This window comes from Zavarzinia sp. (genome assembly GCF_041650655.1).
GTDB lineage: Bacteria > Pseudomonadota > Alphaproteobacteria > Zavarziniales > Zavarziniaceae > Zavarzinia.
Genome location: NZ_JBAZKR010000068.1, coordinates 1 through 22,664, shown reverse-complemented (window position 1 = coordinate 22,664; position 22,664 = coordinate 1). Strand labels below are relative to the sequence as shown.

Genomic DNA, 22,664 nt, shown 5'->3' with positions numbered 1-22,664 from the left:
GCCGCGTGCCAGCAGAATTCGGCAGCGCCCAGCGCCCCCCAGGAAATGCCGTAACGCGCCCGGTTCAGGCAGCCGAAGGGCCCGCCGAGGCCGCTCGCGTTGGGCAGCAGGTTCTCGTCCGGCACGAAGACGTCTTCGAGCACGATCTCGCCCGTGATCGAGGCGCGGAGCGAGAGCTTGTTCTCGATCTTCGGGGTCGAGAAGCCGGCGAAGCCGCGCTCGACCACGAAGCCCTTGATCGCATTGTCATGGGCTTCCGACTTGGCCCAGACCACGGCGAGATCGGCGATCGGCGCATTGGTGATCCACATCTTGGCGCCGTGGAGGACATAGCCGCCGTCGACCTTCTTCGCCCGCGTCCGCATGCCGCCGGGGTCGGAGCCGAAATCGGGCTCGGTCAGGCCGAAACAGCCGACCCATTCGCCGGTCGCGAGCTTGGGCAGATATTTCCGGCGCTGGATCTCGCTGCCGTATTCGTAGATCGGGTGCATGACCAGGGAGGACTGCACGCTCATGGCCGAGCGATAGCCGGAATCGACCCGCTCCACCTCGCGCGCGGCGAGGCCATAGGAAACATAGGAGGCGGCGGAACCGCCATATTCCTCCGGCAGGGTCGAGCCGAGGAAGCCGAGTTCGCCCATCTCGGACATGATCTCGCGGTCGAAACGCTCGTCCCGGAAGGCGGAGAGCACGCGCGGCATCAGCTTTTCCTGGGCATAGGCGCGCACGGCGTTCTGCACCATCCGCTCGTCCTCGGTGAGCTGATCCTCCAGCAGGAACGGGTCTTCCCAGACGAAGGTGGCGCGCGACGATGACATTTTCTTCTCCGAATTCTCGACCGGGGCGCAGGATGAACCAGCAAACGGCGCTTCACAAGATGATGGGGCTCAGCGGCGCTCCAGCCCGCACCAGTCGGCCATGAAGAGGGCGAGCACCTGGGCGACTTCCATCATGCTCGGGATGTCGACCCATTCGTCGATGCCGTGGATGGCCCCGGCCTTGGGGCCATAACAAGTGGCCGGCGTATCGCCGTAGAGGACGAAGAAGCGGACGTCGGTCGTGGCAGTCGAGGCGAGTTCGGTCAGCGGTTTCTCGCTCACCGCCCGATGCGCGCGGCCGAGACCGGCCAGCAGCGGTTCGGCGGGGTCGATGGCGCAGCCCTCGGCCTGGAAGCCGCGGTAGCGCACCTTCACCTGGGCGCCCTTCAGTGCCGGCCGCTCGGCGACCGCCGCGGCGATCGCGGCTTCGAGGGCCTGTTTCACCGCAGCGATGCTCATGCCGGGATAGAAGCCGACGCGGACGTCGATCGAGGCGGCGCAGGGCACGCTGGACGGCCATTCGCCGCCCGCGATGCGGCCGAGATTGAAATTCACCGGGTGCTTGTGGTCGCGGTAGCAGGCATGGCGGAAATCAGGGGCGTTCCACGCCGCCTCGACCCCGCGCAGGGCATCGAACAGGGCATAGGCCGCCTCGATCGCATTGGTCCCGGCCGAAGTGTCGAGGACATGGGCGGGCTTGCCCACCAGCTCGACGGTGAGCCACATGACGCCCAATTGCGCGATCAACAGGCTCTGGTCGAAGGGCTCGGGAATGATCGCCGCATCGGCCCTGTAGCCGCGCGCCAGGCAGGCCAGCGCGCCGTTGCCGGTGCATTCCTCCTCGATCACCGATTGGAAGGTGACCGGCGCCGCCGGCTGGAGACCCAGCGCCTTCAGCCCGTCGAAGGCGAGGCAGGCGGCGACGATGCCCGCCTTCATGTCGCCCGCCCCCCGGCCGTAGAGCCGGTCGCCGTCGCGCCGGGCCTCGAACGGCGGCGTGGTCCAGAGCGCGCAAGGCCCGGTCGGCACCACGTCGATATGGCCGTTCAAGATCAGCGAGCGGCCGCTCGCCGCCTTGGGAACATGCAGGCCGACGACATTCTCGCGCCCGGCATAATCGGGCTGCACCGGCGGCGAGAAGCCGGGCAGATGTTCGATCGCGGCGAGTTCGATCTCGAAGCGGTCGAGCGCCAGGCCGCGCTCGCCATAGGCATAGGCCATGCGCTCCTGCGCCCCCGCCTCGTTGCCGAGGATGCTGCCCTCGGCCACCAGTTCGGACAGGAAGTCGACGCCGGCATCTTCGAAGCTCGCCACCGCGGCCTTGATGTCGGTGACCAGGGAAGGGTCCAGGTTCATCGCTCGTCCTCCTGCGTGGGGGGCTGCTCGCCCGCCAGCCGCACGAAATCCTCGCCGTCGATCTGATGGATCATCTCGGCCGCCGAATGGCGCAAGCCGGCGCGGCGATAGAAGCCCTGCGCCGCGACATTGGCGGCATCGACCGAGAGGCGGAGATAGGCCCCGCCCCGTGCCGCGACATGGGCCGCCGTCGCCGCCAGCAGCCTCCGCCCGAGGCCGGACCCGCGGAGCGCCGGATCGACATAGAGATCCTGCACATAGGCCCCCGGCCGGCCCCGCCAAGTCGAGAACGAGCGGAAGAAGAGACAAAGGCCGACCGGCCTCCCCCCCTCCTCCGCGATCAGCGCTTCGAAGGCCGGATCGTCGCCGAAACCGTGGCGGCGTATGTCCTCCGCCGTCGAGGCGATCTTATGCGCCTCGCCCTGGGCATGGCCGATGCCCAGCACCATGGCATGGATCGCCTCGGCGTCGTCAGCGATGGCCAGGCGGATCAAAAGGCCACCCGGTCGCCGCCCTTGAGGGCGAGCATGGCTCGGGCGTCCGCGGGGGTCGCGACCTCGAGGGAGAGGGCTTCGAGGATGCCGCGGATCTTCGTCACCTGCTCGGCATTCGATCTGGCGAGGCCGCTGCGCCCGAGCGTCAGGCTGTCTTCGAGGCCGACGCGGACATGGCCGCCCAGGATGGCGGAAAGGGTCACCAGCGGCATCTGGTGCCGCCCGGCGCCGAGCACGGAGAATTGATAATCGGCGCCGAACAGCCGGTCGGCGATCCCCTTCATGTGGATCAGGTTTTCCGGATCCGGCCCGATGCCGCCCAGCACGCCGAGCACGAATTGGATGAAGAGCGGCCCCTGCACCAGGCCGCGATCGCGGAAATGGGCGAGCGTGTAGAGATGGCCGACGTCGTAGCATTCGAACTCGAAGCGGGCGCCGCAACCCTTGCCCAGGCGTTCGAGGATGCCTTCGATATCCTTGAAGGTGTTCTTGAAGATCGTGTCGCGGGTGTTCTCCAGCAGCCGCGGCTCCCACGCGTGCTTCCACTCGGGATAGCGGTCGACCAGGGGGAACAGGCCGAAATTCATCGAGCCCATGTTGAGCGAGCACATCTCCGGCTCGGCCCGGAGCGGCGCCGCCAGCCGCTCGTCCAGCGTCATGGCGGAGGAGCCGCCGGTGGTGATGTTCACGACCGCGTCGGTTGCTTGCCGGATGCGCGGCAGGAACTGCATGAAGACGTCGGCATCCGGGCTCGGCCTGCCGTCCGCCGGATCGCGGGCGTGGAGATGCAGGATGGCAGCCCCCGCCTCGGCCGCGGCGATCGCCTGTTCGGCGATCTCGTCCGGCGTCACCGGCAGATAGGGGCTCATGGTCGGGGTGTGGATCGAGCCCGTGACCGCGCAGGTGATGACGACTTTGCGTGCTGCCATGGCGTCACCCGTTCACCGGCAGGCGGAGTTCCGCTGCCAGGTCTTCGAGACTGTCGACCAGAATATCCATCACCTCGTCGATCTGGGCGGGCGTGATGATCATCGGCGGGCAGACCAGGAAATGGTCGCCCTCGTAACCGCCCCGGGTCCGCCTGGAATAGATGATCAGGCCCTTGTCGTAGGCGATGTCGACGATCCGCTGATAGGCGTTCAACTCCTTGGGCAGGACCTTCATGGTCTCGGGATCTGCGACCATTTCGGCCGCCAGCAGCAGGCCCTTGCCGCGCACGTCGCCGATGAAGGGGAAGCGCGCCTTCAAACCTTCGAGCCGCGATTTCAGGATCTCGCCCATGGCAGCGGCGTGAGCGATCAGATCGAGGCGCTCGATCTCGTCCAGCACGGCGAGGCCGGCGGCGGAGGCGAGCGGATTGCCGGCATAGGTGAAGCCATGCAGGAAGCCGCCAGCTTCGAGCACCGGCTGCACGATCCGGTCCGGCGCCACCATGGCGCCGAGCGGGCAATAGCCGGAGCCGAGGCCCTTGGACAACGCCACCAGGTCAGGCCGCCCCGGCCAATGGTCACCGGAGAGGAATTTGCCCGTCCGACCGGCGCCGCCCATCACCTCGTCGTGGATCAGCAGAACGCCGTAGCGGTCGCAGATCTCGCGGACGCGCGGGTAATAGCTGTCGGGCGCCACCAGGGCGCCGGTGGAGGCGCCGCCGACCGGCTCCATGATGAAGGCGAGCACGGTTTCCGGCCCTTCCGCCTTGATCGCGGCTTCCAGCATGTCGGCATAGCGGATGCCGCGCTCCTCCATCGTCAGGCCGTCGCGGTCGAGATAGGCGGTGGGCGCCGGGATCTTCGGCATCTCGTGCATCATGGCGGCGAAGGGGGCCGCCAACGCGGCATAGCCGGTGACCGCCAGCGCCCCCAGGGTGCAGCCGTGATAGGAGGGGAAGCGGGAGATCACCTTGAAGCGCCCGGCCTGGCCGGTCGCCACGGCATATTGCCGGGCCAGCTTCAGGCAGGATTCGACCGCTTCCGAACCACCGGAGACGAAGAAGACCCGATCGAAGCCGGCCGGCATGAACTGGGTCAGGCGGGTGGCCAAGTCTTCCGCCGGATCGTTTTCGAAATGCAGGCGATAGGCGAAGGTCGCCTTGTCCATCTGGCGCTTCATGGCGTCGATGACATTGCGGTTACCGTGGCCGAGATTGACCACCATGGCACCGCTGGAGCCGTCGATCACCCGGCGGCCATATTGGTCCCAGATGTAGATGCCTTCGGCCCGATCGACCGGCGGGCGGCGATTGCCGCTCTGATAGAAGAGATTGGAAGGGCGACGGTTGCTGCCGTTTGCGGTCATTCTTTGCCAAGCCTCGTACCGAGGCCGGCAGCTTGCGCGCCCCGCCCGGCGCTTTCAAGGGGCGGGGCGCTGCCGGTTCAGCGGCCCGGGAAGGGCGAGGCCTGCGGCGTCGAGAACCAGTCGGGGCGCGGAATGGTCCATTGGTCGCCCCAGATCTGGTTGCCGCCGTCGATGTGGAGGACTTCGCCGGTGATGAAATTGCCGGACGGCCCGGCCAAGTGGACGACCGAATCCGCGACGTCGAGCGCCGTGCCAAAGCGGCGCATCAGGTTGGTATTGGGCATGTCCCGGCGCGCTTCGTCGGGATAGACGTTCATGCCCTCGGTCGCGATGATGCCCGGCGCGATGCAGTTGATGCGGATGCCGAGGGGCGCCCATTCGACCGCCACGGTCTTCGACAGGGCGATGACGCCCGCCCGCGCCGCGCAGGTATGGGCGACGCCCGGCATGCCCCGGCCGACCACGGCGACGATATTGACGATCGCGCCGGGCTTGCCGGCATCCCGCCACTGCCGTGCCGCCGCCTGCATCATGTACCAGGTGCCGGACAGATTGGTGTCGACCACCGCGTTGAAGCCCTTGGGCGCGAAATCGATCGCCGCCTGGGGGAACTGGCCGCCCGCGTTGTTCACCAGGATGTCGACCGCGCCGAAATGCTTCCAGGCCGCCTCGTGCAGGGCGGCGACCGCCTCGGGATCGCGGATCGAGGCGGGCTGGACCAGGCAGTCGATGCCGGCCCCGGCCAGCAGCGCCGCCGTCGCCTCCAGCTTCTCGGGCTTGCGCCCGGTCAGCACCAGCTTGGCCCCCAGCCGGCCGAGCACCGAGGCGACGGTGCGCCCGATGCCCGTGCCGGCGCCGGAAACCAGGGCCACCTTGCCCGCCAGCAACCCGTCGCGATGGGCCAGCGGCAGGGCCAGCAACTCGTCGTCGGTGTAACCAAAACGTTCCATCATCGTCACTCGTCGAAGGCGACCAGGCCCTGCGGCACCGGCACCGGGAAATCCATCAGCATCTGGGCGAAGGCCTTGCCCTGGGGGTCGATCCGGATCGAGGCGACACCGCCGCCGCCGAGCGAATCATGCAGCATGAAATTCAAGGCGTTGCTGCCCGGCAAGTCGAAACGCTCGACCCTCGAAACACCGGTATGGCCGAACCAGCCCGCCACCGCTTGCGGTGTCAGGGCCGCCCGGATGAAGGGCAGATAAGCGGGGTCGCGCGCCGCGACGCCGATATTGGCGATGTCGCCCTTGTCGCCCGAACGGCCGACGGCGAGCGCGATCAGCGGCACCGCCGGTCCCGCCCCATGCACGGCCTCGACCGGCGGCACCTCCGGCGCCGGCTCGGCCACCGGCGGTTCCGGGGTCTCGATCACCTGGACGCTGTCGCCCAGGGTCACCGTGGCCGGCACCTGGGCCGCGGGCCACAGGAAGGAGAAGGTGCGGAACACCGGCTGCACCGCCGGCCGCCCGGCATAGAGGCCGGTCAGCCCCTGAGCGGTCGCGGTCGCCGCCGGCGCCACTTCGCGGGCCAGGACTTCGAGACTGTCGGCACTGGCGGCGCGGGCGCCGATCTTCAGCACCACTTCGCGAACCCCCTTGGCGCCGAGGCCGGCGTGCGGGCCATAGGTCGCTTCCGAGCCCAGCACTTCGATCGAGGTTTCGGCGAGTGGGGCCAGGCCCTTTTCCGCGATCAGGCGGCGCGCCCGGGCCAGGATGGCGGCCCCTGCCCGTTCCGCCTTCGGCACCGCCTCGCGCCCGCCGATGGTGACCGTGCCGATGGTCCTGAAGCCGTCCGCCACCGTAGCGCTGACCTTGAGCTTGCCGCTGGGCGCCCGGCCACGGGCGCCGGTGACGCGCACCACGTCCGGTCCCGCCTGTTCGAGGCGGACGGCGCGCAGGTCGCAGGCGACGTCGGGCAGCAGATAGGCGCCGGGATCGCCGATCTCGTAGAGCATCTGCTCGACCGCCGAGAGCGGCGAGATCAGCCCGCCGGTGCCCGCCGGCTTGGTCAGCAGGAAGCTGCCGTCGGCCGCGACCTCGACGATCGGGAAGCCCATGTCTTCCCAGCCCGGCACGGCGCGCCAATCGGTGAACAGCCCGCCCGTGCCCTGGGCGCCGCATTCGATCAGATGACCGGCGAGGGAGCCCTGGGCGAGCCTGTCCCAGTCCTGCCAGGACCAGCCGAAATGATGTACCAGCGGCCCGAGGGTGACGGCGGAATCGACGCAGCGCCCGGTGATGACGATCTCCGCACCCGAGTCGAGGGCCGCGGCGATCGGCCGGGCGCCCATATAGGCATTGGCGGTGACGAGCTTTTCGGGCAGGGGTGCGCCGGAGAACATCTCGGTCACCCCGGCCGCGCGGAAATCCGCCTCGACCGGCTTCAGGTCGTCGCCGGTGACGACCGCGATCTTGAACTCGAGGCCGAGGGCCGCCGCCTTGGCCGCCAGGGCGGCGCCGCAGGCCGCCGGGTTCATGCCGCCACCGTTGGAGACGACGCGGATCCCCTGCGTCTTGATCGCGGGAAGATGGGGCGCCAGCGCCTCGACGAAATCGGGCACGAAGCCGGCATCCGGCTTCTTCGCCTTGACCCGCGCCAGGAGCGACAGGGTGATTTCCGCCAGCCAGTCGTAGACCAGGAAATCGATCCCGCCCAGCGTCACCAACTGGCCGGTGCCGGCCAGGGAGTCGCCCCAGAAACCCGATGCGCAGCCGATCCGGACCGGCTTGCCGCCCTTTGCCTGAACGCTCACGCTCCCTCCAACTTGAATCAAATTCATTTTGAGACACCTTAGCCGAGGGCGTGGCGGCGGGCAAGCGCCGGCCGCAGCCGCTTGTTGTAGGCAGGGCCGGAACAGGAATATCCTCGACGCCGTCAGGCGTTTGTCAGGCCAGCTTTCTCAAATCACTGGATCGGTCGCCGGTCGGTGTCGCCTCGCCGCTTTACCGACGGCAGGCGACGGGCTGTCCTGCGGTCGTTCATGAGGTAAGGACGATCGGCATCCCCATAATGCCCGCCCACGACAACGACCGGATTCCCGAAACGCCCGAGAAACGGACGGGTTTGCGAATTCGTCCCGCCTATCTGGTGATCGGCCTCCTGTCGATCCTGGCCGAGGCGCTGATGGTCCATTTCAACGCCTTCGACTATCTCTACGTCGTCAGCCGCGCCTATGAGGCGTGGGAGATCGACGAAGCCTTCATGCTCTTCGTTGTCGCCGCGGTCGCGCTCAGCGTCGTCCTGCTGGTCCACGCGCGTGAACTGCGGCGCGAGATCGCGGAGCGGGAAAAGGCGGAACAGATCGCCAATATCCTGGCCCGCCGCGACACGCTCACCGGCCTTGCCAACCGCCGCCTGTTCCAGGACGAGATGGAGCGCCGCTTCGATCTCGCCCGGTCTCAGCGCGGCTCTCTCGCCGTCCTGCTCCTGGATCTCGACCGCTTCAAGGCCGTGAACGACAAATACGGCCAGCGGACCGGCGACCGCCTGCTCCAGACCATGGCCGACCGGCTGGCCCGCGCGGTCGACAGAGAGGCCTTCCTGGCCCGGCTGGGGGGTGACGAATTCGCCGTGCTGACCGATCCCGGGCCGGACAATACGGACTTGATCCGCATCGCCCGACGCCTGCAGGCGGCGGTGGCCCACCCCTACCACCGTGCCGGCATCCGCTGGCAGCTCACCGTCAGCATCGGCATCGCCACCTATCCTGGCGACAACGAAACGGCCGAAGGCCTGCTGCATGCCGCGGAAAACGCCTTGGCCCGGGCGAAGGCCCAGGGCCGCAACGCCTATGCCCTGGTCGATCCCGGCCTGGACCGGATGATGAGCGAGCGGCTGGAACTCGAGGCCGCACTCCGCGAGGGGCTGCAGCACGGCCAGATCATCGCCCACTATCAGCCGATCGTCGATCTGGCGAGCGGGCGGACCATCGGCGTCGAAGCCCTGGCGCGCTGGAACCACCCGAAACAAGGCCTGCTGCCGCCCGCCGCCTTCATCCAGCTCGCCGAGGACGTCGGCCTGATCGGCGACGTCTTCCTGGCCGTGCTGCACCAGGCCTGCCACGACGGCCTGGTCTGGGACCCGTCGATCGTCGTCGCGGTCAATGTCTCGCCCTCGCAGTTCCGCGATCGCCACCTGGCGGACGAAATCCTGAAGGCACTCGACGAGACCAGTTTCCCGCCGGGCCGGCTGGAAATCGAAATCACCGAATCCGTCCTGCTCGACGACGTCGACCTGGCGCGCGACACCATCCGCTCGCTGCGCGATGCCGGCATCCATCTCTCGCTCGACGATTTCGGCACCGGCTATTCGAGTTTCCAGCAGCTCCGCGACCTGCCGCTGGACAAGCTGAAGATCGACCGCTCCTTCATCATGAAGCTGGGCAGCGACGACCAGAGCCGCAAGGTGGTCGAGCTGATCATCGGACTCGCCCATGTCCTGGGCATGCGGGCGCTCGCCGAAGGCATCGAATGCCCGGCCGACGCGGCCTGGCTGGCCGCCCGGGGCTGCGACCTCGGCCAGGGCTATCATTTCGCCCGGCCCCTGCCGGCACTCGACGTGACCCGCCGCCTGCTGGCCGAACGCCCGCGCGCCCAGGCGGGCGCCTGAGACCGGTCAGGCGGTCGGCGGCTTGCCGTCGGCGCGCTGGCGGAACAGCCGCTCCTCGACTTCCAGGACCGCCGCGGGACCGGCCGAAGCGGCCTGGCGCGCCAGCACGTCGGCCAATTCGTCGGCCAGGCCGGACAGCAGCCCGGCCGTGCGGCCGGCCAGCGAAGGATCGGCCGCCAGCGCCGCCAGCGCCCGGTCCGCACTGCTCTGGGCGCGCCGGGCGGCGGCCACCGTAGCCGGAAGCTCCGAACGCCCGGCGCTGGCCAGCAATTCTTCGAGCCGGGCCAGCGCGGGCGCCACGGCCGGCGGCACCCGCTCGCCCGCAAGCCGGCCCGCGGTCGTGCCGGGCGGCAGGCCGCTCGCGATGCTGCGCGCCAGCGCGCGGCGCCGGACCTCGGCCATGTCGCGCAGAATGGGGGCGACGCCGGTGGCCAGAATGCGCGCCTGTTCCCGGTCGCCCAGCGGCCCGATCCGGCCGAGCGCCGTCAAGACGCCCGCCAGGCGATCGAATTGGCCGTCCAGGCGGCGGCGCTCCTCCGCCTCGAAGGGCAGGCGTCCGGCATCGTCGACCAGGCCTTCGATCTGCGGCAGCAGCGGTTCGAAGGTATCGCGCAGCGGGCTCCGCCGGGGGCCGAGCACGTCGAGGCCGGCGCGGCGGGCGAGCCAGCCGCGCCCGATCAGCAGCCCGAAAGTGAGCAGCGAGACCGGCAGCAGGGCCGCCGCCAGCCCGGTGAAGCCGAGAAAGGCGCCGAGCCCGGTCTGCGCCCCGAAGGCTTCGACCACGCCGAAGAGATAGAGCGCCCACAGGCCGAGCACGCCGCCGAGCGTGAGGCGCGCGGAGCGGCCCTCCCGCCGGTCGCGTTCGGCGATCAGGGCGCGGAAGGTCTGCAGGCCGGAATCGGGGCCGGAATTGGGAACGGAATCGAGCAAGGCCATGGCCGGGGCGGGTGGAAGCGGGACAACCCCCCTCACCTTGCCCCGGACCGCGGGTTTTTCAAGTCCCCACCGGCACCGCCGGCCTTACTCCGCCGCCGCCTTCACCGCGCCGTCGCGGTTGGCGGCCACCGCGGCCGCCGGGGTGGCGTTGAAATCGGCCGGGTTCAGACGCGCCGTGGCATGGGCGAAGCGGAAGGTGAAATCGGGCCAGAGCGTCACGTTGCGGCCCTGCTCGTCCCGGTACCAGGAGACGCAGCCGCCGGTGTTCCAGACCGTGCCGTCCAGCCGGCCCGCCAGCTTGCGGTTGAATTCGCCCTCGACCTCGGGTTTGACATCCAGGTGGTTGTAGCCCTTGGCCTTCATCAGCTTCAGGGCTTCCATCACATAGTGGATCTGGGCCTCGATCATATAGACCATCGAGGAATGGCCGAGGCCGGTGTTGGGCCCCATCAGGAAATAGAGATTGGGGAAACCGTGGGTGGTGGAGCCGAGATAGGCCTGCGCCCCGTCCCGCTTCCAGCGCGCGTTCAGGTCCTCGCCGCCGACGCCGGTGAAATTCATGCCGGACAGCATGTCGGTCGCCTTGAAGCCGGTGCCATAGATGATGGCGTCGACCTTGTGCTCGATGCCGTCGGCCGTGACCACGCCGGTCTCGGTGATCTCGCGGATGCCGGTCGTAATGACGTCGACGTTCGGCTTGGCCAGCGTCTGGTAATAGTCGTTCGAGAGCAGCACGCGCTTGCAGCCGATCGTATAATCCGGCGTCACCTTGGCGCGCAGCACGGGATCCTTGATCTCCTTGGCGATATAGCGCCGGGCCATGCCTTCGAGCTTCTTCATCAGGTCCGGCTTCATCGCGAAGCCGAGCACGCGGACCTCGAGCCACCAATAGATCGCCTCGCGGAAGGCGCGCTGGAAACCGGGGACATAGCGGTTGGCCGCCCGCTCCAGGGTGCCGATGGCGCGGTCCGGCTTCGGCATGATCCAGGGCGCGGTGCGCTGGAACAGCTTCACCTGCGCCACCTGCTTCTGGATCTGCGGCACGAATTGGATCGCCGAGGCGCCGGTGCCGATGACGGCGACCGTCTTGCCCTTCAGGTCGTAGGCATGGTCCCAGTTCTGGGAATGGAAGGTCTTGCCCTTGAAGCGCTCGATGCCGGCGATCTTCGGATAGGCCGGGATCGACAGGGCGCCCATGCCGGAGACCACGGCGCGCGCCGTGATGACTTCGCCCGACTTGGTCGCGATCCGCCACAGGCCGAGCGCCTCGTCGAAGGCGGCCCCGGTCAGTTCGACACCGAAGCGGATATGGGGCATGACGCCGTATTTGGTCGCGCAGCGCTCGATATAGGCGCGGATCTCGGGCTGGGGCGAATACATGCGCGACCAGTCCGGATTGGGCTCGAAGGAATAGGAATAGAGGTGGCTCTGTACGTCGCAGGCGCAGCCCGGATAGTGGTTGTCGCGCCAGGTGCCGCCCACCTTGTCGGCCTTCTCGATCACCACGAAATCGTTCATGCCCGCCTTTTTCAGGGCGATCGCCATGCCGATGCCGGAAAAGCCGGTGCCGATGATCGCCACGTCGACATCGGGCTTGGCGTTCAGGGGGTGACGGAACTCGGCATTCTTGGCAGGCGCATTCATGGGGTCTCTCTCCTCCGCATTCTCGGTTGGTGCAGTCTGGTTTCGGCGGTCAGATCGGCGCGACAATCTGACAACGTCTCGTGTCAATATCGACATTGCATCTGACAACGCTCGATGTCAACATCGATTCATGAGCACCGAAACCCTTCCCCCCCGCCACGCCGGCCGCGCCTACAAGGGTGTGAGCACCGAGGAGCGCCGGGCCGAACGGCGCCAGAAGCTGATCGACGCCGCCATGGTGGTCTATGGCCGCGCGGGCTATCACGGCGCCTCGGTCAAGGCGATCTGTGCCGAAGCCGGCCTGACCGAGCGCTATTTCTACGAATCCTTCGAGAACGGCCAGGCCCTGCTGGCGGCCGCCTATCTCTCGGTGATGGAGCGCCTGACGGCGGAAGTGCTGGCCGCGGTCGCCGCCCTGCCCAGGCAGGACTTGGCAGCGCCCGACCTCGCCGCCGTGACCCGGGCGGTGCTGACCACCTATTTCAGCCTGCTGCGCGACAACCCGAACGATGCCCGCGTCTTCCTGGTCGAGATCCTGGGCGTCAGCCCGGCGATGGACACGCTCTATTGGGACTCGATCCGCGCCGTCTCCCTGGCCGTGCTCCGCTTCGTGCCCGACGCCGAAACCGCGATCGCCGCCCGCGCCCTCGACCTCGACCTCTTCGCCGACGGCCTCGTCGGCGCCGTGGTCCAGATCGCGCTCGGCTGGGTCAGGTCAGGCTATGAGAAGCCGGTCGAAACGGTGGTCGAGACCGCCGTGGCGATCTTGGGCGCGGTGAGCAGGGATTTCGGGGCGCGGTAGGATAAGGCAAGGCAGATAGGTACGCAACATGTACTAAAGAGGTCCTGCAACTGACATATGGAAGAGGGCATCACGTCAGGGTGCCGAGATCGACATTTACACCGGAGAGCGCTCGGATTGCGGCTCTTCATTTGCTACTTAGGCCTTGCACCACCACCAAAAAATCCAAACTGCGAGCGGGGCCGCGCAATTTGGCAAAGAGCGATGGCACGATGCATAATTTAAGGGTAAATTTCGCGGATCAGCGGGCGAAATGCAGCCTCGGCCCACGCCATGACTCCGACGAATACAGCCCCGCCCCCCAGACGAGAATATGAGAAAGGTGTCGATCGCCATAAGCACGTGGGCGCGACCGACAAACCCGAGATTGTCTTTAGGAACGACATTCCAAGGTACGCAATCGGCAAGTGCCCGCGCACAATACCTGACGATCTCAAGGCCGAATTGCTAAACGAGGCCATTCCAGCGCCCAATGGCGATCGCGAGATTGATTTTCCGAAACGATTGCATGTTGTGCACAATGGTGCGATTTATCGCGCCGAAACTAGTAGTGCCGGAGTTTCTTATCATGCCTTCCCTTATACGGGAAAGCTCGGGAGGAAGTTAGTGGCTGAGCTCAGGAGAATGGCTGATTTTAAAGGCTGCCGTAAGGAGTTCGACGAATGGGTCACAAAATATATTGAAGTCCATGGGCAATGACAGCGAGTCCGACCTTTAGCTTAAACTTGATCCCGGTCGATCTCGGTCGGACGCCACTGCTTTGGGCCTTGTCTGTTACAGCATTTGAGCAAGTGATTTGGCCGAACGTTAACGCTCCCGATCAGACAATCGAGATCCAGCTCGACGATCTGTTCTCGTTCCTAGTGGAGTTCTGGAAGCCACTCTTGCTTCGCCAAACCTACCCGGCCGGGCTTACGCCTGAACGGCCAAGCTTGCTGGCAGCCGATGCGGCTAAACGCTGGGCAAATGTGCCGCAAGACCAGGCCGACGAGGAAGGAAGCGAACTCGATGCATTTGAGGAAGCGCATAATCTCGCACTCGCCTTTGGGGGGATGTTTGACCTCCCACCACTATGGTTGGTCCGGCAGGGCGAGCAGATGCTATGCGACACCAATCGGAATTTTATCCACTTGCCATTTGGCAAGGTGCATACGGAGCTGACCAGAGTTGGTGATGAGATAGCACAGCACCTCAGGCGTACCGACGAGGCCAAATGGAGCCGGATCATCGAAGCTTGGGGCTGCCGTGATCGCGCGAGTGGTGTCAAATTAGTCTCTTGGTCAGCCAGTCTGGAAGACGAAGTTGCCACCAAGCTGATTGACCAAGGGCTCATCGACCCACCAGCGACGTTCGCCGAAGCAGTCAACGACGATGATGAATTATTGATTGCTGCGCGGGTTGCCGGCGCTCTGCCTTACGAGCAAATCGTTCAAATTCTCGATATTGCGCGCGATTTCCGTCATCATCGCGCTGATGGCCTAGATGCGCTGTCCGCCAAGGTGTCGGCGTATTTGCGCACCTTTGAGGTTGTTGAGCCCCACGCTCAGGGCGAAACTGTCGCCATTTTTGCACGTGAGCAACTTGCTATCGGATCGGGTGAGCGCGTCGACATTTTTGGTTTGGCGACCAAGCTCGGCATCGACGTTCGCGTTGATGCGATCGGGCCGAAGACTTTTGACGGGCTTGCCATCGCTGGCAACCGCTATGGCCCCGGCGCATTTATCAATCGTAACGGTCAACGTATCCGCGAAAAGGGCGGCTCCGATCTCAACAACGACGCAGGGGCGCGGATCAATTTGGCCCATGAACTCTGCCATTTGTTGATCGATCGAAATCACCCATTGAGCGCGATCGAAATTTTGCGCAACCGCATGCCCGGAAATATCGAGTCCCGCGCTCGCGCCTTTGCCGGCGAGTTCTTGTTGCCGAGCGCTACAGCCGGCAAGATCTGGGACGAGGCCGGGTCGCCGACAGATCGTTATTCGCTTGAGGCGGTGCTTCAGAGGCTCGCAGATTACTTCGGCGTCTCGTTCAGCGTCGCAGCCTGGAAAGTGGAGCATGGCGCGCGATGGGGCCTTGGACAAGGAGGCCGCGAGCAGTTCCGTCGCCTTCAGGCGATGTTGGACAGCATAGCATCGTACCGCTGAGTTCGCATTCGGGTCTCCTTGCCCCCTTCTTGCCCTCGATGAAGGCCCATGCCCCCCATCTCCACCACCTTCCCCCTGCTCGACGAAATCCTCGCCGCCTGGCAGCCCGCTATCGGCGCGGATTTCGCCGCTTATGGGAACCATATCCGCCGGGTGCTGAATTTCACCCTGGCGCTGCATCCTTGTTCGGCGGAAGAGCTGGAGCGGTTGCAGGTCGCCGGGGCGTTTCATGACCTCGGGATCTGGTCGGACGGCACTTTCGACTATCTGCCGCCGTCGATCGCGCGGGCGCGGGACTATCTCGCCGGGCGAGGGCTGGAGGGCTGGGTGCCGGAGGTGTCCGCGCTGATCGGGGAACACCACAAGATCCGGGCGATCGCCGATCCGGCCCTGGCGCTGGTCGAGGCGTTCCGGAAGGCGGATCTGGTCGATGTTTCGCTCGGCCTCGTCCGCTTCGGGCTGCCGCGGGAATTCGTGCGGGCGGTGAAGGCGCAGTTTCCCGATGCCGGGTTCCATGGGCGCCTGGTGCAATTGACCGGGGCCAATCTGCTCCGCCACCCGCTCCGCCCCGCGCCTTTCTTCAAGTGGTAAGCGGGCGCTATTTCTCGTCGTGGCCGGGGGTCTGTGCCCGGCGCAAGAGGCGCCAGCCGAGGTACCAGCCGGCGGCGACGATGCCGAAGGCGAGATAGAGGTCGAGCCCGCCGGCCAGGCCGAGGCCGGCGATCGCGCCCGGGATCAGGATCAGGGCGAGGGCCAAGCGGTCGGCCGGCGTCTCCGCCCCGTTGCGGACGCCGGAGACGATGGCGAGGGCCCAGCCTTCGGGATCGGGGCAGGGCTCGCCGTCGAGCCGGGCGCGGCGCAGGAGATTGGCCAGTTCGGCCGTGCCGTTGTCGGTACGCAGGATGCGCCGGGCGATCAGGGCGGGGTCCTCCCCCTCGCCCGCGATCAGGTCGGCGATGGTGACACGGCGGCCCCTGTCGCTGCCGAGGCCCCAGGCGCCGAGGCGCCGGATGCGGGCGGCGAGGTCGAGGTCGCGCGGGTCGGGCTCGATGGTTTGTTCCATGGCGGCGGCCCTCCGGTTTTCATCCATCTCATGCCTGCGCGCGCGCCCTGTCGAGACCTGTCTTGCGGGCGGGGCGGCAATTACCGCTTGGCACTTGCGCTCGGCGCCCTTCTCGGGCATTCCGACGCGACCAGAAGAATGGGGATGCCCATGCCCGCCTATCGTTCCCGCACCTCGACCCATGGCCGCAACATGGCCGGCGCCCGCGCCCTGTGGCGCGCCACCGGTGTGAAGGAAAAGGATTTCGGCAAGCCGATCATCGCCATCGCCAATTCCTTCACGCAGTTCGTGCCCGGCCACGTGCACCTGAAGGACCTGGGCCAGCTCGTCGCCCAGGAAGTGGAGAAGAACGGCGGCCTGGCCAAGGAATTCAACACCATCGCGGTCGACGACGGCATCGCCATGGGCCACGACGGCATGCTCTACAGCCTGCCCTCGCGCGACCTGATCGCGGATTCGGTCGAATATATGGTGAATGCGCATTGCGCCGATGCGCTGGTCTGCATCTCCAATTGCGACAAGATCACGCCCGGCATGCTGATGGCGTCCATGCGCCTGAACATCCCGACCATCTTCGTCTCCGGCGGGCCGATGGAGGCCGGCAAGGTGAAATGGCGCGGCAAGACCATGGCGGTCGATCTGATCGATGCCATGATTGCCGGCGCCGATCCCAAGGTCTCCGACGAGGAGAGCCTAGAGATGGAGCGCTCCGCCTGCCCGACCTGCGGCTCGTGCTCCGGCATGTTCACGGCCAATTCGATGAACTGCCTGACCGAGGCGCTGGGCCTGTCGCTGCCCGGCAACGGCACGATCGTGGCGACCCACGCCGACCGCAAGCACCTCTTCATGTGGGCGGGCCAGCTCATCGTCGACCTCGCCCGCTCCTATTACGAGGGCGAGGACGAGCGCGTGCTGCCCCGTTCCATCGCCAGCGTCAAAGCCTTCGAGAATGCCATGACGCTGGACATCGCCATGGGCGGCTCCAGCAATACCGTGCTGCACCTTCTGGCGGCCGCGGTCGAGGCCGGGGTCGACTTCACCATGGCCGACATCGACCGCCTGTCGCGCAAAGTGCCCAATATCTGCAAGGTGGCGCCCGCCAAGCAGGACGTCCATGTCGAGGACGTGCACCGTGCCGGCGGCATCATGGGCATCCTGGGCGAGCTCGACCGCGCCGGGCTGATCCACCGCGACGTCGGTACCGTGCACGCTTCCACGCTGGCCAAGGCGCTGGAGCGCTGGGACGTTCGCCGCTCGCCGACCGAAGGCACGCTGCAGATGTTCCGCGCCGCCCCGGGCGGGGTTCCGACCACCGTCGCCTTCAGCCAGGACAAGCGCTTCGACGAGCTCGACCTCGACCGTTCGGCCGGGGTCATCCGGGATGTCGAACACGCCTTCTCGAAGGACGGCGGGCTTGCCGTGCTGTTCGGCAATATCGCGCTCGACGGCTGCATCGTGAAGACGGCGGGCGTCGACGAGAGCAACCTCCGCTTCAAGGGTCCGGCCCGCATCTACGAGAGCCAGGATGCCGCGGTCGACGGCATCCTGGGCGACGAGGTGAAGGCGGGCGACGTCGTCATCGTGCGCTACGAAGGCCCGCGCGGCGGCCCCGGCATGCAGGAAATGCTCTATCCCACGAGCTACCTGAAGTCGAAGGGCCTGGGCAAGGCCTGCGCCCTGCTGACCGACGGCCGCTTCTCCGGTGGCACTTCGGGGCTTTCGATCGGCCATGTTTCGCCGGAGGCGGCGGATGGCGGCGCCATCGGCCTGGTCGAGAACGGCGACATCATCGAGATCGACATCCCGGGCCGGACCATCCATGTCGAGCTGAGCGACGAAGTGCTGGCCGCCCGCCGCGCCGCCATGGAAGCCAAGGGCGAGGCGGCCTGGAAGCCGACGGCGCCCCGCGCCCGCCGTGTCTCGGCGGCGCTGAAGGCCTATGCCGCCATGGCGACCAGTGCGGCAAAGGGCGCCGTGCGGGACGTTTCCAAGCTTCGGGGTTGACGGCCAGCCCCCCTTCCTGTCAGTAAAAAGACAGGGAGGGGTGGCGATGCGACACAGGACAAAGACTGCCGCGCTGTTGGCCGCAGCGGCACTTGCAGCTTGCGCTCAGACGCCGCCTGCCAGTGGCCCGGGCACCGCTTTCGTGCCCCTGCCCCCGGTCGAGACAAGGCCGACGGCGGCCGCGATCGCCGAACTCGAACATGTCACCCTGAACGACCGCGCCTGCCTGATCGCCGCGCTTTATTTCGAAGCAGGCGGCGAAGGCGCGCAGGGCTTGGCCGCGGTCGGCCATGTCGTGCGCAACCGCGTCGCCGACCGGCCGACCGGCACCGGCATCTGCGACGTCGTCTACGAGCCCGGGCAATTCGGCTGGACCCGCAAGGTGCCGCGCCGCCAGGTCGCCGATGCGATCGGGGCCGACCAGCGCTGGCAGAACGCCGCCACGGTGGCCGACGGCGTGCTGGCCGGCATGATCCCGGATCCGACCGCCGGCGCCCGCTCCTTCTATTCGGTGCTGCAATACGGCAAGCGGTCGCCCAAATGGGCGCGCGGCATGACCCGCACCGCCCGCATCGGCAATCACGTCTTCCTGCGCTGAGCGCCGCTCAGAAGCCGGCCAGCCAGAGCGCACAGGCCATCAGAATATTGGCGATCGGCAGCCGCCCCGCCACGATCGCGGCGCGCAGTTCCTCGCGCGACAGGGCCACCATCGTCGCCTCCTCGAGATCGCCCGAATCCGGCGCCGCCACCGCGACCGCGTTCCGCGCGTGATAGAGATGGGCGGTACAGCCCCGCATGTTGGCCATCGAAACGAAGCTCTGCACCAGGCGCCAATCTTCCGCCCGGTGGCCGGTCTCTTCCAGCAGCTCGCGCCGGGCCGCCGCCTCCGGCACCTCACCCGGGTCGATCATGCCGCCCGGCAGCGACAGGCAGAGCCCACCGACGCCATGGCGATATTGCTCCATCATCAGGAGTTCACCCGCCGGCGTTTCGGCCAGGACCAGCGCATAGGGGGCCGTGTCGATCTGATGGAATTCCTCGACGATACGGCCATCGGGCAGTTCCAGGCGGTCGACATGGACGGTGAGAAAGGGCGGCCGGTCATAGACGGTGCGGCGCGCGAGACGTTTCCAGGGTTTCATTTCACGGGATTCGCGGCAGGGAGGCAGGGGGCTGTTAACCTTCATCGGTTAGCGTAGCGGCCATGTTCGCGACTGCAAGAACCCTCTGCCTCACCCTCGCCCTGGCTACGGCACTGGTGCCGGCCGCCACCCCCGTCTCGCCTGCCCGGGCCGAGGCGGCACGCGACGGCGTCGATGTCGTCGGCTCGGTGGTCAGCCTGGCGCCGCTCCACATCAGCGTGGTCAGGGACGGCAAGATCCGCGGCATCCTGACCCTGACCCCCAACCTCGATGTCACCGATACCGCCCTGCGCGACCGCGTGGCGCGCGAATACCCGCGCCTGCGCGACAGCTATCTGCGCGCATTGGATCCCTATATCGATCGTCTGGACGTCCGGGCGGCCCCGGACGTTGTGCAGATGACGCGCCTGTTGCAGCGCGCGACCGACGGCCTCTATGGCGACGGCACGGTGACGGTGATGATCATCCACGCCACCCTGCGCCGCCTGGGCTGAAGCCCCTCAGTTCGTCAGGGTGCCGTCGACGCCCGCTTCGCCGAACAGCAGGACCTTGCCGTCGGCCGTTTCGAGGGCGGCGGTGAGACCGGTCCGCTCGTTCCGCTTGAGCGGCGTGAAGCTCTTGCCGCCGTCGCTGGAGATCACCACGGTGCCTTCGAGGCCGACCAGCACGATGCGCCCGTCGTGCAGTTGCACGCCCGACTGGAGCGAGGCGATCGAGCTGTTCTCGGCCTGGGCCCAGGTGGCGCCGCCATCGGTGGTGCGCCAGATGTTGCCGCGCAGCCCCATGGCCAACATGGAACCGTCCTTCAGCGCCAGGATGTTCCAGAACGAGCCGTTGTAGGGCGTCTCGATATCCTTGATTTCCTTGAGGTCGGGATCGGCGACGAAGACGTTGCCGGCCTCGCCCGCGATCCACACCTTGCCGTCGGTACCGGCGGTCAGGGCGTTCATATGCAGGTCGAGGTCGCCCACTTCCTTGCGCTGCCAGGTCTTGCCGCCGTCCGCCGTGGTCATGACCAGACTGTAGGCGCCGATCGCAAAGCCGCTCTGCGCGTCCTTCATGTAGAGATCGAACAGCGGCGTCTGGGCCGCCGGATCGTATTGCACCAGGCTCCAGGTCTTGCCGCCGTCTTCGGTCCGGATGATCGTGGCGTCATGGCCGGTGGCGAAGCCGAGCTTGGCATCGACGAAGCGGACCGAGGTCAGCGTGACGTTGACCGGCGTCTCGACCTGGGTCCAGGTCTTGCCCATGTCGGCCGAGATCAGCACATGACCCCAGCTGCCGACCGCGACCAGCCCGTCGCCCACCTTGGCCACGGCGTTGATCAGAACCGAGGCCGACAGGGGCTCGATCACGGCCGGGATCGGCTTCATGTCCTCGGGCGACGGCGCGTTCTCGCCCTGACCGACGGCGCTGGTGATGTCGTCGCCCGCGAAGGCCGGCACGACGGCGAAGGACGCGACGCCCAGGCTCGCGGCAAGAAGGGCGACCGCGGACAACCGGCGCGGCAGGTCGGACATGGCAGACATCAGGCTCTCCCCAATCGTTGGCGCTTGCGCGCTGTATTTGCTTCGCTTCTATCCCGAGTCCGCACGCTTTTCAATCGATCCCGGCGCCACGGCGGCACTTCCCGTCAGAACACGTAAGAAACGCTGAAACCGACGAAGTCGCGGTCGATATAGGCGTTGCGCGAACCGCCCGAACCGCCGCCGCCACCGAAGCTCTTGAAGTAGTTCACGTTGAGCGACCAATGCTCGAGATAGTCGAATTTCACGCCGAAATTGAGGGAGGTGACGCTCTTGGTGAAGCCGGGATTGGGTGCCGGCGTAATGCCGAAGATACCATGGGAGAAGCCGATCGAGGGTGTCATGGTGACGCCGTCTAAGACGTTCGGATAATCCCAGAAGATCAGGCCCTGGACGCCGCCCGACCAGCGGCTCGGCTGCTTGCCGGTGGGCGGGAACATCGGGCCGAGGCTGGTCGCCTGGATCGGGTCGATCACCTGTGCCCCGGCGATGGTCAGCGGACGGGTCTGGAAGCCGGTGAAGCCGTTCTGGCCATAGGACGCATATTGCGTGCCCTTGTTGAGATCGATGTAGAGGGCGCCGAACTCGACCAGGGCGAAAAGCTGGTTGGCGCCCAGCAGCGAAGTGACCGGATCGGTCCCGCCCAGGATCTTCATGAAGCGCACGGCCGCCTGCCAGACGTCGTGGCGTTCGTCGAGATAGAGCGAGCGGCCGGGGACATACTGGTCGTCGAACTTGCGGAAGGGCGTTTCCAGGATCGGCGCGATGCCGGGGTTCTGGACGCCGAGGGGGGTCGGCGCCTTGGTCGCCTGGTCGATCGGCACGCCGCCCGCGCCGTCGTAGACGCCGGCCAGGAAGGCCGGTTCGGAGAGCCAGACCGGCGCATTGTGCTTGTAGCTGATCTCGGCGTTGATCGCGACCGCGAGCGGGTCGTAGGTCGTGTTGAAGGCGAAGCCGAGAAGGTCGAGGCCCTTCGGGTAATATTCGTAGAGGTGCCCGTTCTCCAGGTTCTCGATCACGGTCGAGCGGGGCGAGGTGCCATAGGGCGGATCGATCAGGGCCGCCGTGGCCGGGCTCGAGAGCGCGCTGACCAGATCGCCGACCGGGCCGCCCAGAGCCTGGTTCAGGGCCGAGGTCAGGGTGTTGAGCTGGGTAACGCCGAGGGTATCGAGAATGCTCTGCGCTACCGCCGGCGTCAGGCTGGCCGGGTTGATCTGGCCGGTGCCCTGCGCATATTGCTGCGGCGCCACCGCGCGGAGCGACGGCAGGCGCGAGGTGTAGTTGACGTAGTAGAACTGGAATTCGGTATTGTTCAGCTCGGGCGAGAAGTAACGCAGGGCGACACCCCAGTCGTTCACATTGGGATCGTCCTGCACCTCGATCGGGCCGTTGACGGCCAGGACCGTGTCTTCCGGGCCGGCGTCGGCGACCGGGTCCATGCCGGTCCCGGTCGTGTAAGAGCGGCGGTCCATCGGGTCGGTGAAGCTCGAGGAATATTGCACGCCGTCGCAGAAATTGTCGGTGAAGGAGAAGAAGCTGCCGCAGGCGTCGAGCCGATAGGGCTCGAAGTCGAACTCGTAGAAGGCTTCGATCGACAGGCCGTCGGTCAGCTCGTAGCTGGCGGAGATCATGGGTACCGGGATCAGGGCGTCCTTCAGCTCGGCGCCCGGGGTGCGGATCTTGGCGACGTCGATCGGATTGATCACCGAGATGCCGTTGATGGTGAACAGCGCCTCGCCCCAGTTCAGGATCTGGCTGCCGATCTTCACGCTGAACGGCCGGTCCAGCAGGGTGAAGTTACCGCCGATGTAATAGTCCAGGATCTCGGC

General features: G+C 66.8%; 21 protein-coding genes. 8 read left to right on the top strand and 13 right to left on the bottom strand.

Annotation, left to right across the window (positions count from 1 at the left end):
• The 7 genes from WC493_RS15440 to WC493_RS15410 form a co-directional block, all read right to left on the bottom strand.
• Positions 1 to 818 (bottom strand): acyl-CoA dehydrogenase family protein (locus WC493_RS15440; RefSeq protein WP_373066425.1); only part of this gene is annotated, 818 nt, incomplete at its 3' end.
• A 69-nt stretch (positions 819 to 887) separates the two neighbouring features.
• Positions 888 to 2,174, bottom strand: coding sequence for an ArgE/DapE family deacylase (locus WC493_RS15435; protein WP_373066424.1), 1,287 nt, complete (start codon positions 2,172 to 2,174; stop codon positions 888 to 890).
• The gene (locus WC493_RS15430; RefSeq protein WP_373066423.1) at positions 2,171 to 2,668 is read right to left on the bottom strand and encodes an N-acetyltransferase family protein; all 498 of its coding nucleotides are present in this window, start codon (positions 2,666 to 2,668) and stop codon (positions 2,171 to 2,173) included. Before WC493_RS15430 ends, WC493_RS15435 begins: the two co-directional genes overlap by 4 nt.
• Complete coding sequence (locus WC493_RS15425; RefSeq protein WP_373066422.1) at positions 2,665 to 3,597, bottom strand: 3-keto-5-aminohexanoate cleavage protein; 933 nt, start codon at positions 3,595 to 3,597, stop codon at positions 2,665 to 2,667. Before WC493_RS15425 ends, WC493_RS15430 begins: the two co-directional genes overlap by 4 nt.
• A gap of 4 nt (positions 3,598 to 3,601) precedes the next feature.
• The gene (locus WC493_RS15420; protein ID WP_373066421.1) at positions 3,602 to 4,963 is read right to left on the bottom strand and encodes an aspartate aminotransferase family protein; all 1,362 of its coding nucleotides are present in this window, start codon (positions 4,961 to 4,963) and stop codon (positions 3,602 to 3,604) included.
• Between the two features lie 77 nt (positions 4,964 to 5,040).
• A complete protein-coding gene (locus WC493_RS15415) occupies positions 5,041 to 5,916 on the bottom strand; it encodes an SDR family oxidoreductase (RefSeq protein ID WP_373066420.1) in 876 nt (291 codons plus the stop codon).
• 2 nt (positions 5,917 to 5,918) lie between these two features.
• Positions 5,919 to 7,715 (bottom strand): acyclic terpene utilization AtuA family protein, encoded by a 1,797-nt coding sequence (locus tag WC493_RS15410; protein ID WP_373066419.1) that lies wholly within the window; start codon positions 7,713 to 7,715, stop codon positions 5,919 to 5,921.
• Positions 7,716 to 7,972: 257 nt separating this feature from the next.
• Here WC493_RS15410 and WC493_RS15405 point away from each other — a divergent pair, with 257 nt between their 5' ends.
• Positions 7,973 to 9,571: a putative bifunctional diguanylate cyclase/phosphodiesterase gene (locus WC493_RS15405; protein WP_373066418.1), complete on the top strand. Its 1,599-nt coding sequence runs from the start codon at positions 7,973 to 7,975 to the stop codon at positions 9,569 to 9,571.
• A gap of 6 nt (positions 9,572 to 9,577) precedes the next feature.
• Here WC493_RS15405 and WC493_RS15400 read toward each other — a convergent pair whose 3' ends face one another.
• Both WC493_RS15400 and WC493_RS15395 read right to left on the bottom strand, forming a co-directional pair.
• Complete coding sequence (locus WC493_RS15400; protein ID WP_373066417.1) at positions 9,578 to 10,501, bottom strand: hypothetical protein; 924 nt, start codon at positions 10,499 to 10,501, stop codon at positions 9,578 to 9,580.
• A 90-nt stretch (positions 10,502 to 10,591) separates the two neighbouring features.
• Complete coding sequence (locus WC493_RS15395; protein WP_373066416.1) at positions 10,592 to 12,151, bottom strand: flavin-containing monooxygenase; 1,560 nt, start codon at positions 12,149 to 12,151, stop codon at positions 10,592 to 10,594.
• Positions 12,152 to 12,281: 130 nt separating this feature from the next.
• Here WC493_RS15395 and WC493_RS15390 point away from each other — a divergent pair, with 130 nt between their 5' ends.
• From WC493_RS15390 to WC493_RS15375, 4 genes are all read left to right on the top strand, one after another.
• Entirely contained in the window at positions 12,282 to 12,953 is a 672-nt protein-coding gene (locus WC493_RS15390) for a TetR/AcrR family transcriptional regulator (protein WP_373066415.1), read from the top strand.
• Positions 12,954 to 13,295: 342 nt separating this feature from the next.
• Entirely contained in the window at positions 13,296 to 13,652 is a 357-nt protein-coding gene (locus tag WC493_RS15385) for a hypothetical protein (RefSeq protein WP_373066414.1), read from the top strand.
• On the top strand, positions 13,649 to 15,100 hold the full coding sequence (locus WC493_RS15380) for an ImmA/IrrE family metallo-endopeptidase (RefSeq protein WP_373066413.1): 1,452 nt from the start codon (positions 13,649 to 13,651) through the stop codon (positions 15,098 to 15,100). Before WC493_RS15385 ends, WC493_RS15380 begins: the two co-directional genes overlap by 4 nt.
• A gap of 48 nt (positions 15,101 to 15,148) precedes the next feature.
• Entirely contained in the window at positions 15,149 to 15,691 is a 543-nt protein-coding gene (locus WC493_RS15375) for a hypothetical protein (RefSeq protein WP_373066412.1), read from the top strand.
• Positions 15,692 to 15,698: 7 nt separating this feature from the next.
• On the opposite strand, the gene WC493_RS15370 is transcribed toward WC493_RS15375, so the two are convergent.
• Entirely contained in the window at positions 15,699 to 16,163 is a 465-nt protein-coding gene (locus WC493_RS15370) for a hypothetical protein (protein ID WP_373066411.1), read from the bottom strand.
• Positions 16,164 to 16,313: 150 nt separating this feature from the next.
• Here WC493_RS15370 and ilvD point away from each other — a divergent pair, with 150 nt between their 5' ends.
• Positions 16,314 to 18,167, top strand: coding sequence for a dihydroxy-acid dehydratase (gene ilvD, locus WC493_RS15365; RefSeq protein WP_373066410.1), 1,854 nt, complete (start codon positions 16,314 to 16,316; stop codon positions 18,165 to 18,167).
• Positions 18,168 to 18,309: 142 nt separating this feature from the next.
• On the top strand, positions 18,310 to 18,765 hold the full coding sequence (locus WC493_RS15360) for a cell wall hydrolase (protein ID WP_373066409.1): 456 nt from the start codon (positions 18,310 to 18,312) through the stop codon (positions 18,763 to 18,765).
• Positions 18,766 to 18,772: 7 nt separating this feature from the next.
• Here the strand turns inward: WC493_RS15360 and WC493_RS15355 are convergent, their stop codons facing one another.
• Positions 18,773 to 19,309: an NUDIX hydrolase gene (locus WC493_RS15355; RefSeq protein WP_373066408.1), complete on the bottom strand. Its 537-nt coding sequence runs from the start codon at positions 19,307 to 19,309 to the stop codon at positions 18,773 to 18,775.
• 62 nt (positions 19,310 to 19,371) lie between these two features.
• Here WC493_RS15355 and WC493_RS15350 point away from each other — a divergent pair, with 62 nt between their 5' ends.
• A complete protein-coding gene (locus WC493_RS15350) occupies positions 19,372 to 19,803 on the top strand; it encodes a hypothetical protein (protein WP_373066407.1) in 432 nt (143 codons plus the stop codon).
• A gap of 6 nt (positions 19,804 to 19,809) precedes the next feature.
• On the opposite strand, the gene WC493_RS15345 is transcribed toward WC493_RS15350, so the two are convergent.
• The gene (locus WC493_RS15345; protein WP_373066406.1) at positions 19,810 to 20,838 is read right to left on the bottom strand and encodes a WD40/YVTN/BNR-like repeat-containing protein; all 1,029 of its coding nucleotides are present in this window, start codon (positions 20,836 to 20,838) and stop codon (positions 19,810 to 19,812) included.
• Positions 20,839 to 20,942: 104 nt separating this feature from the next.
• A partial coding sequence (locus WC493_RS15340; RefSeq protein WP_373066405.1) for a DUF1302 domain-containing protein occupies positions 20,943 to 22,664 on the bottom strand: 1,722 nt, incomplete at its 5' end.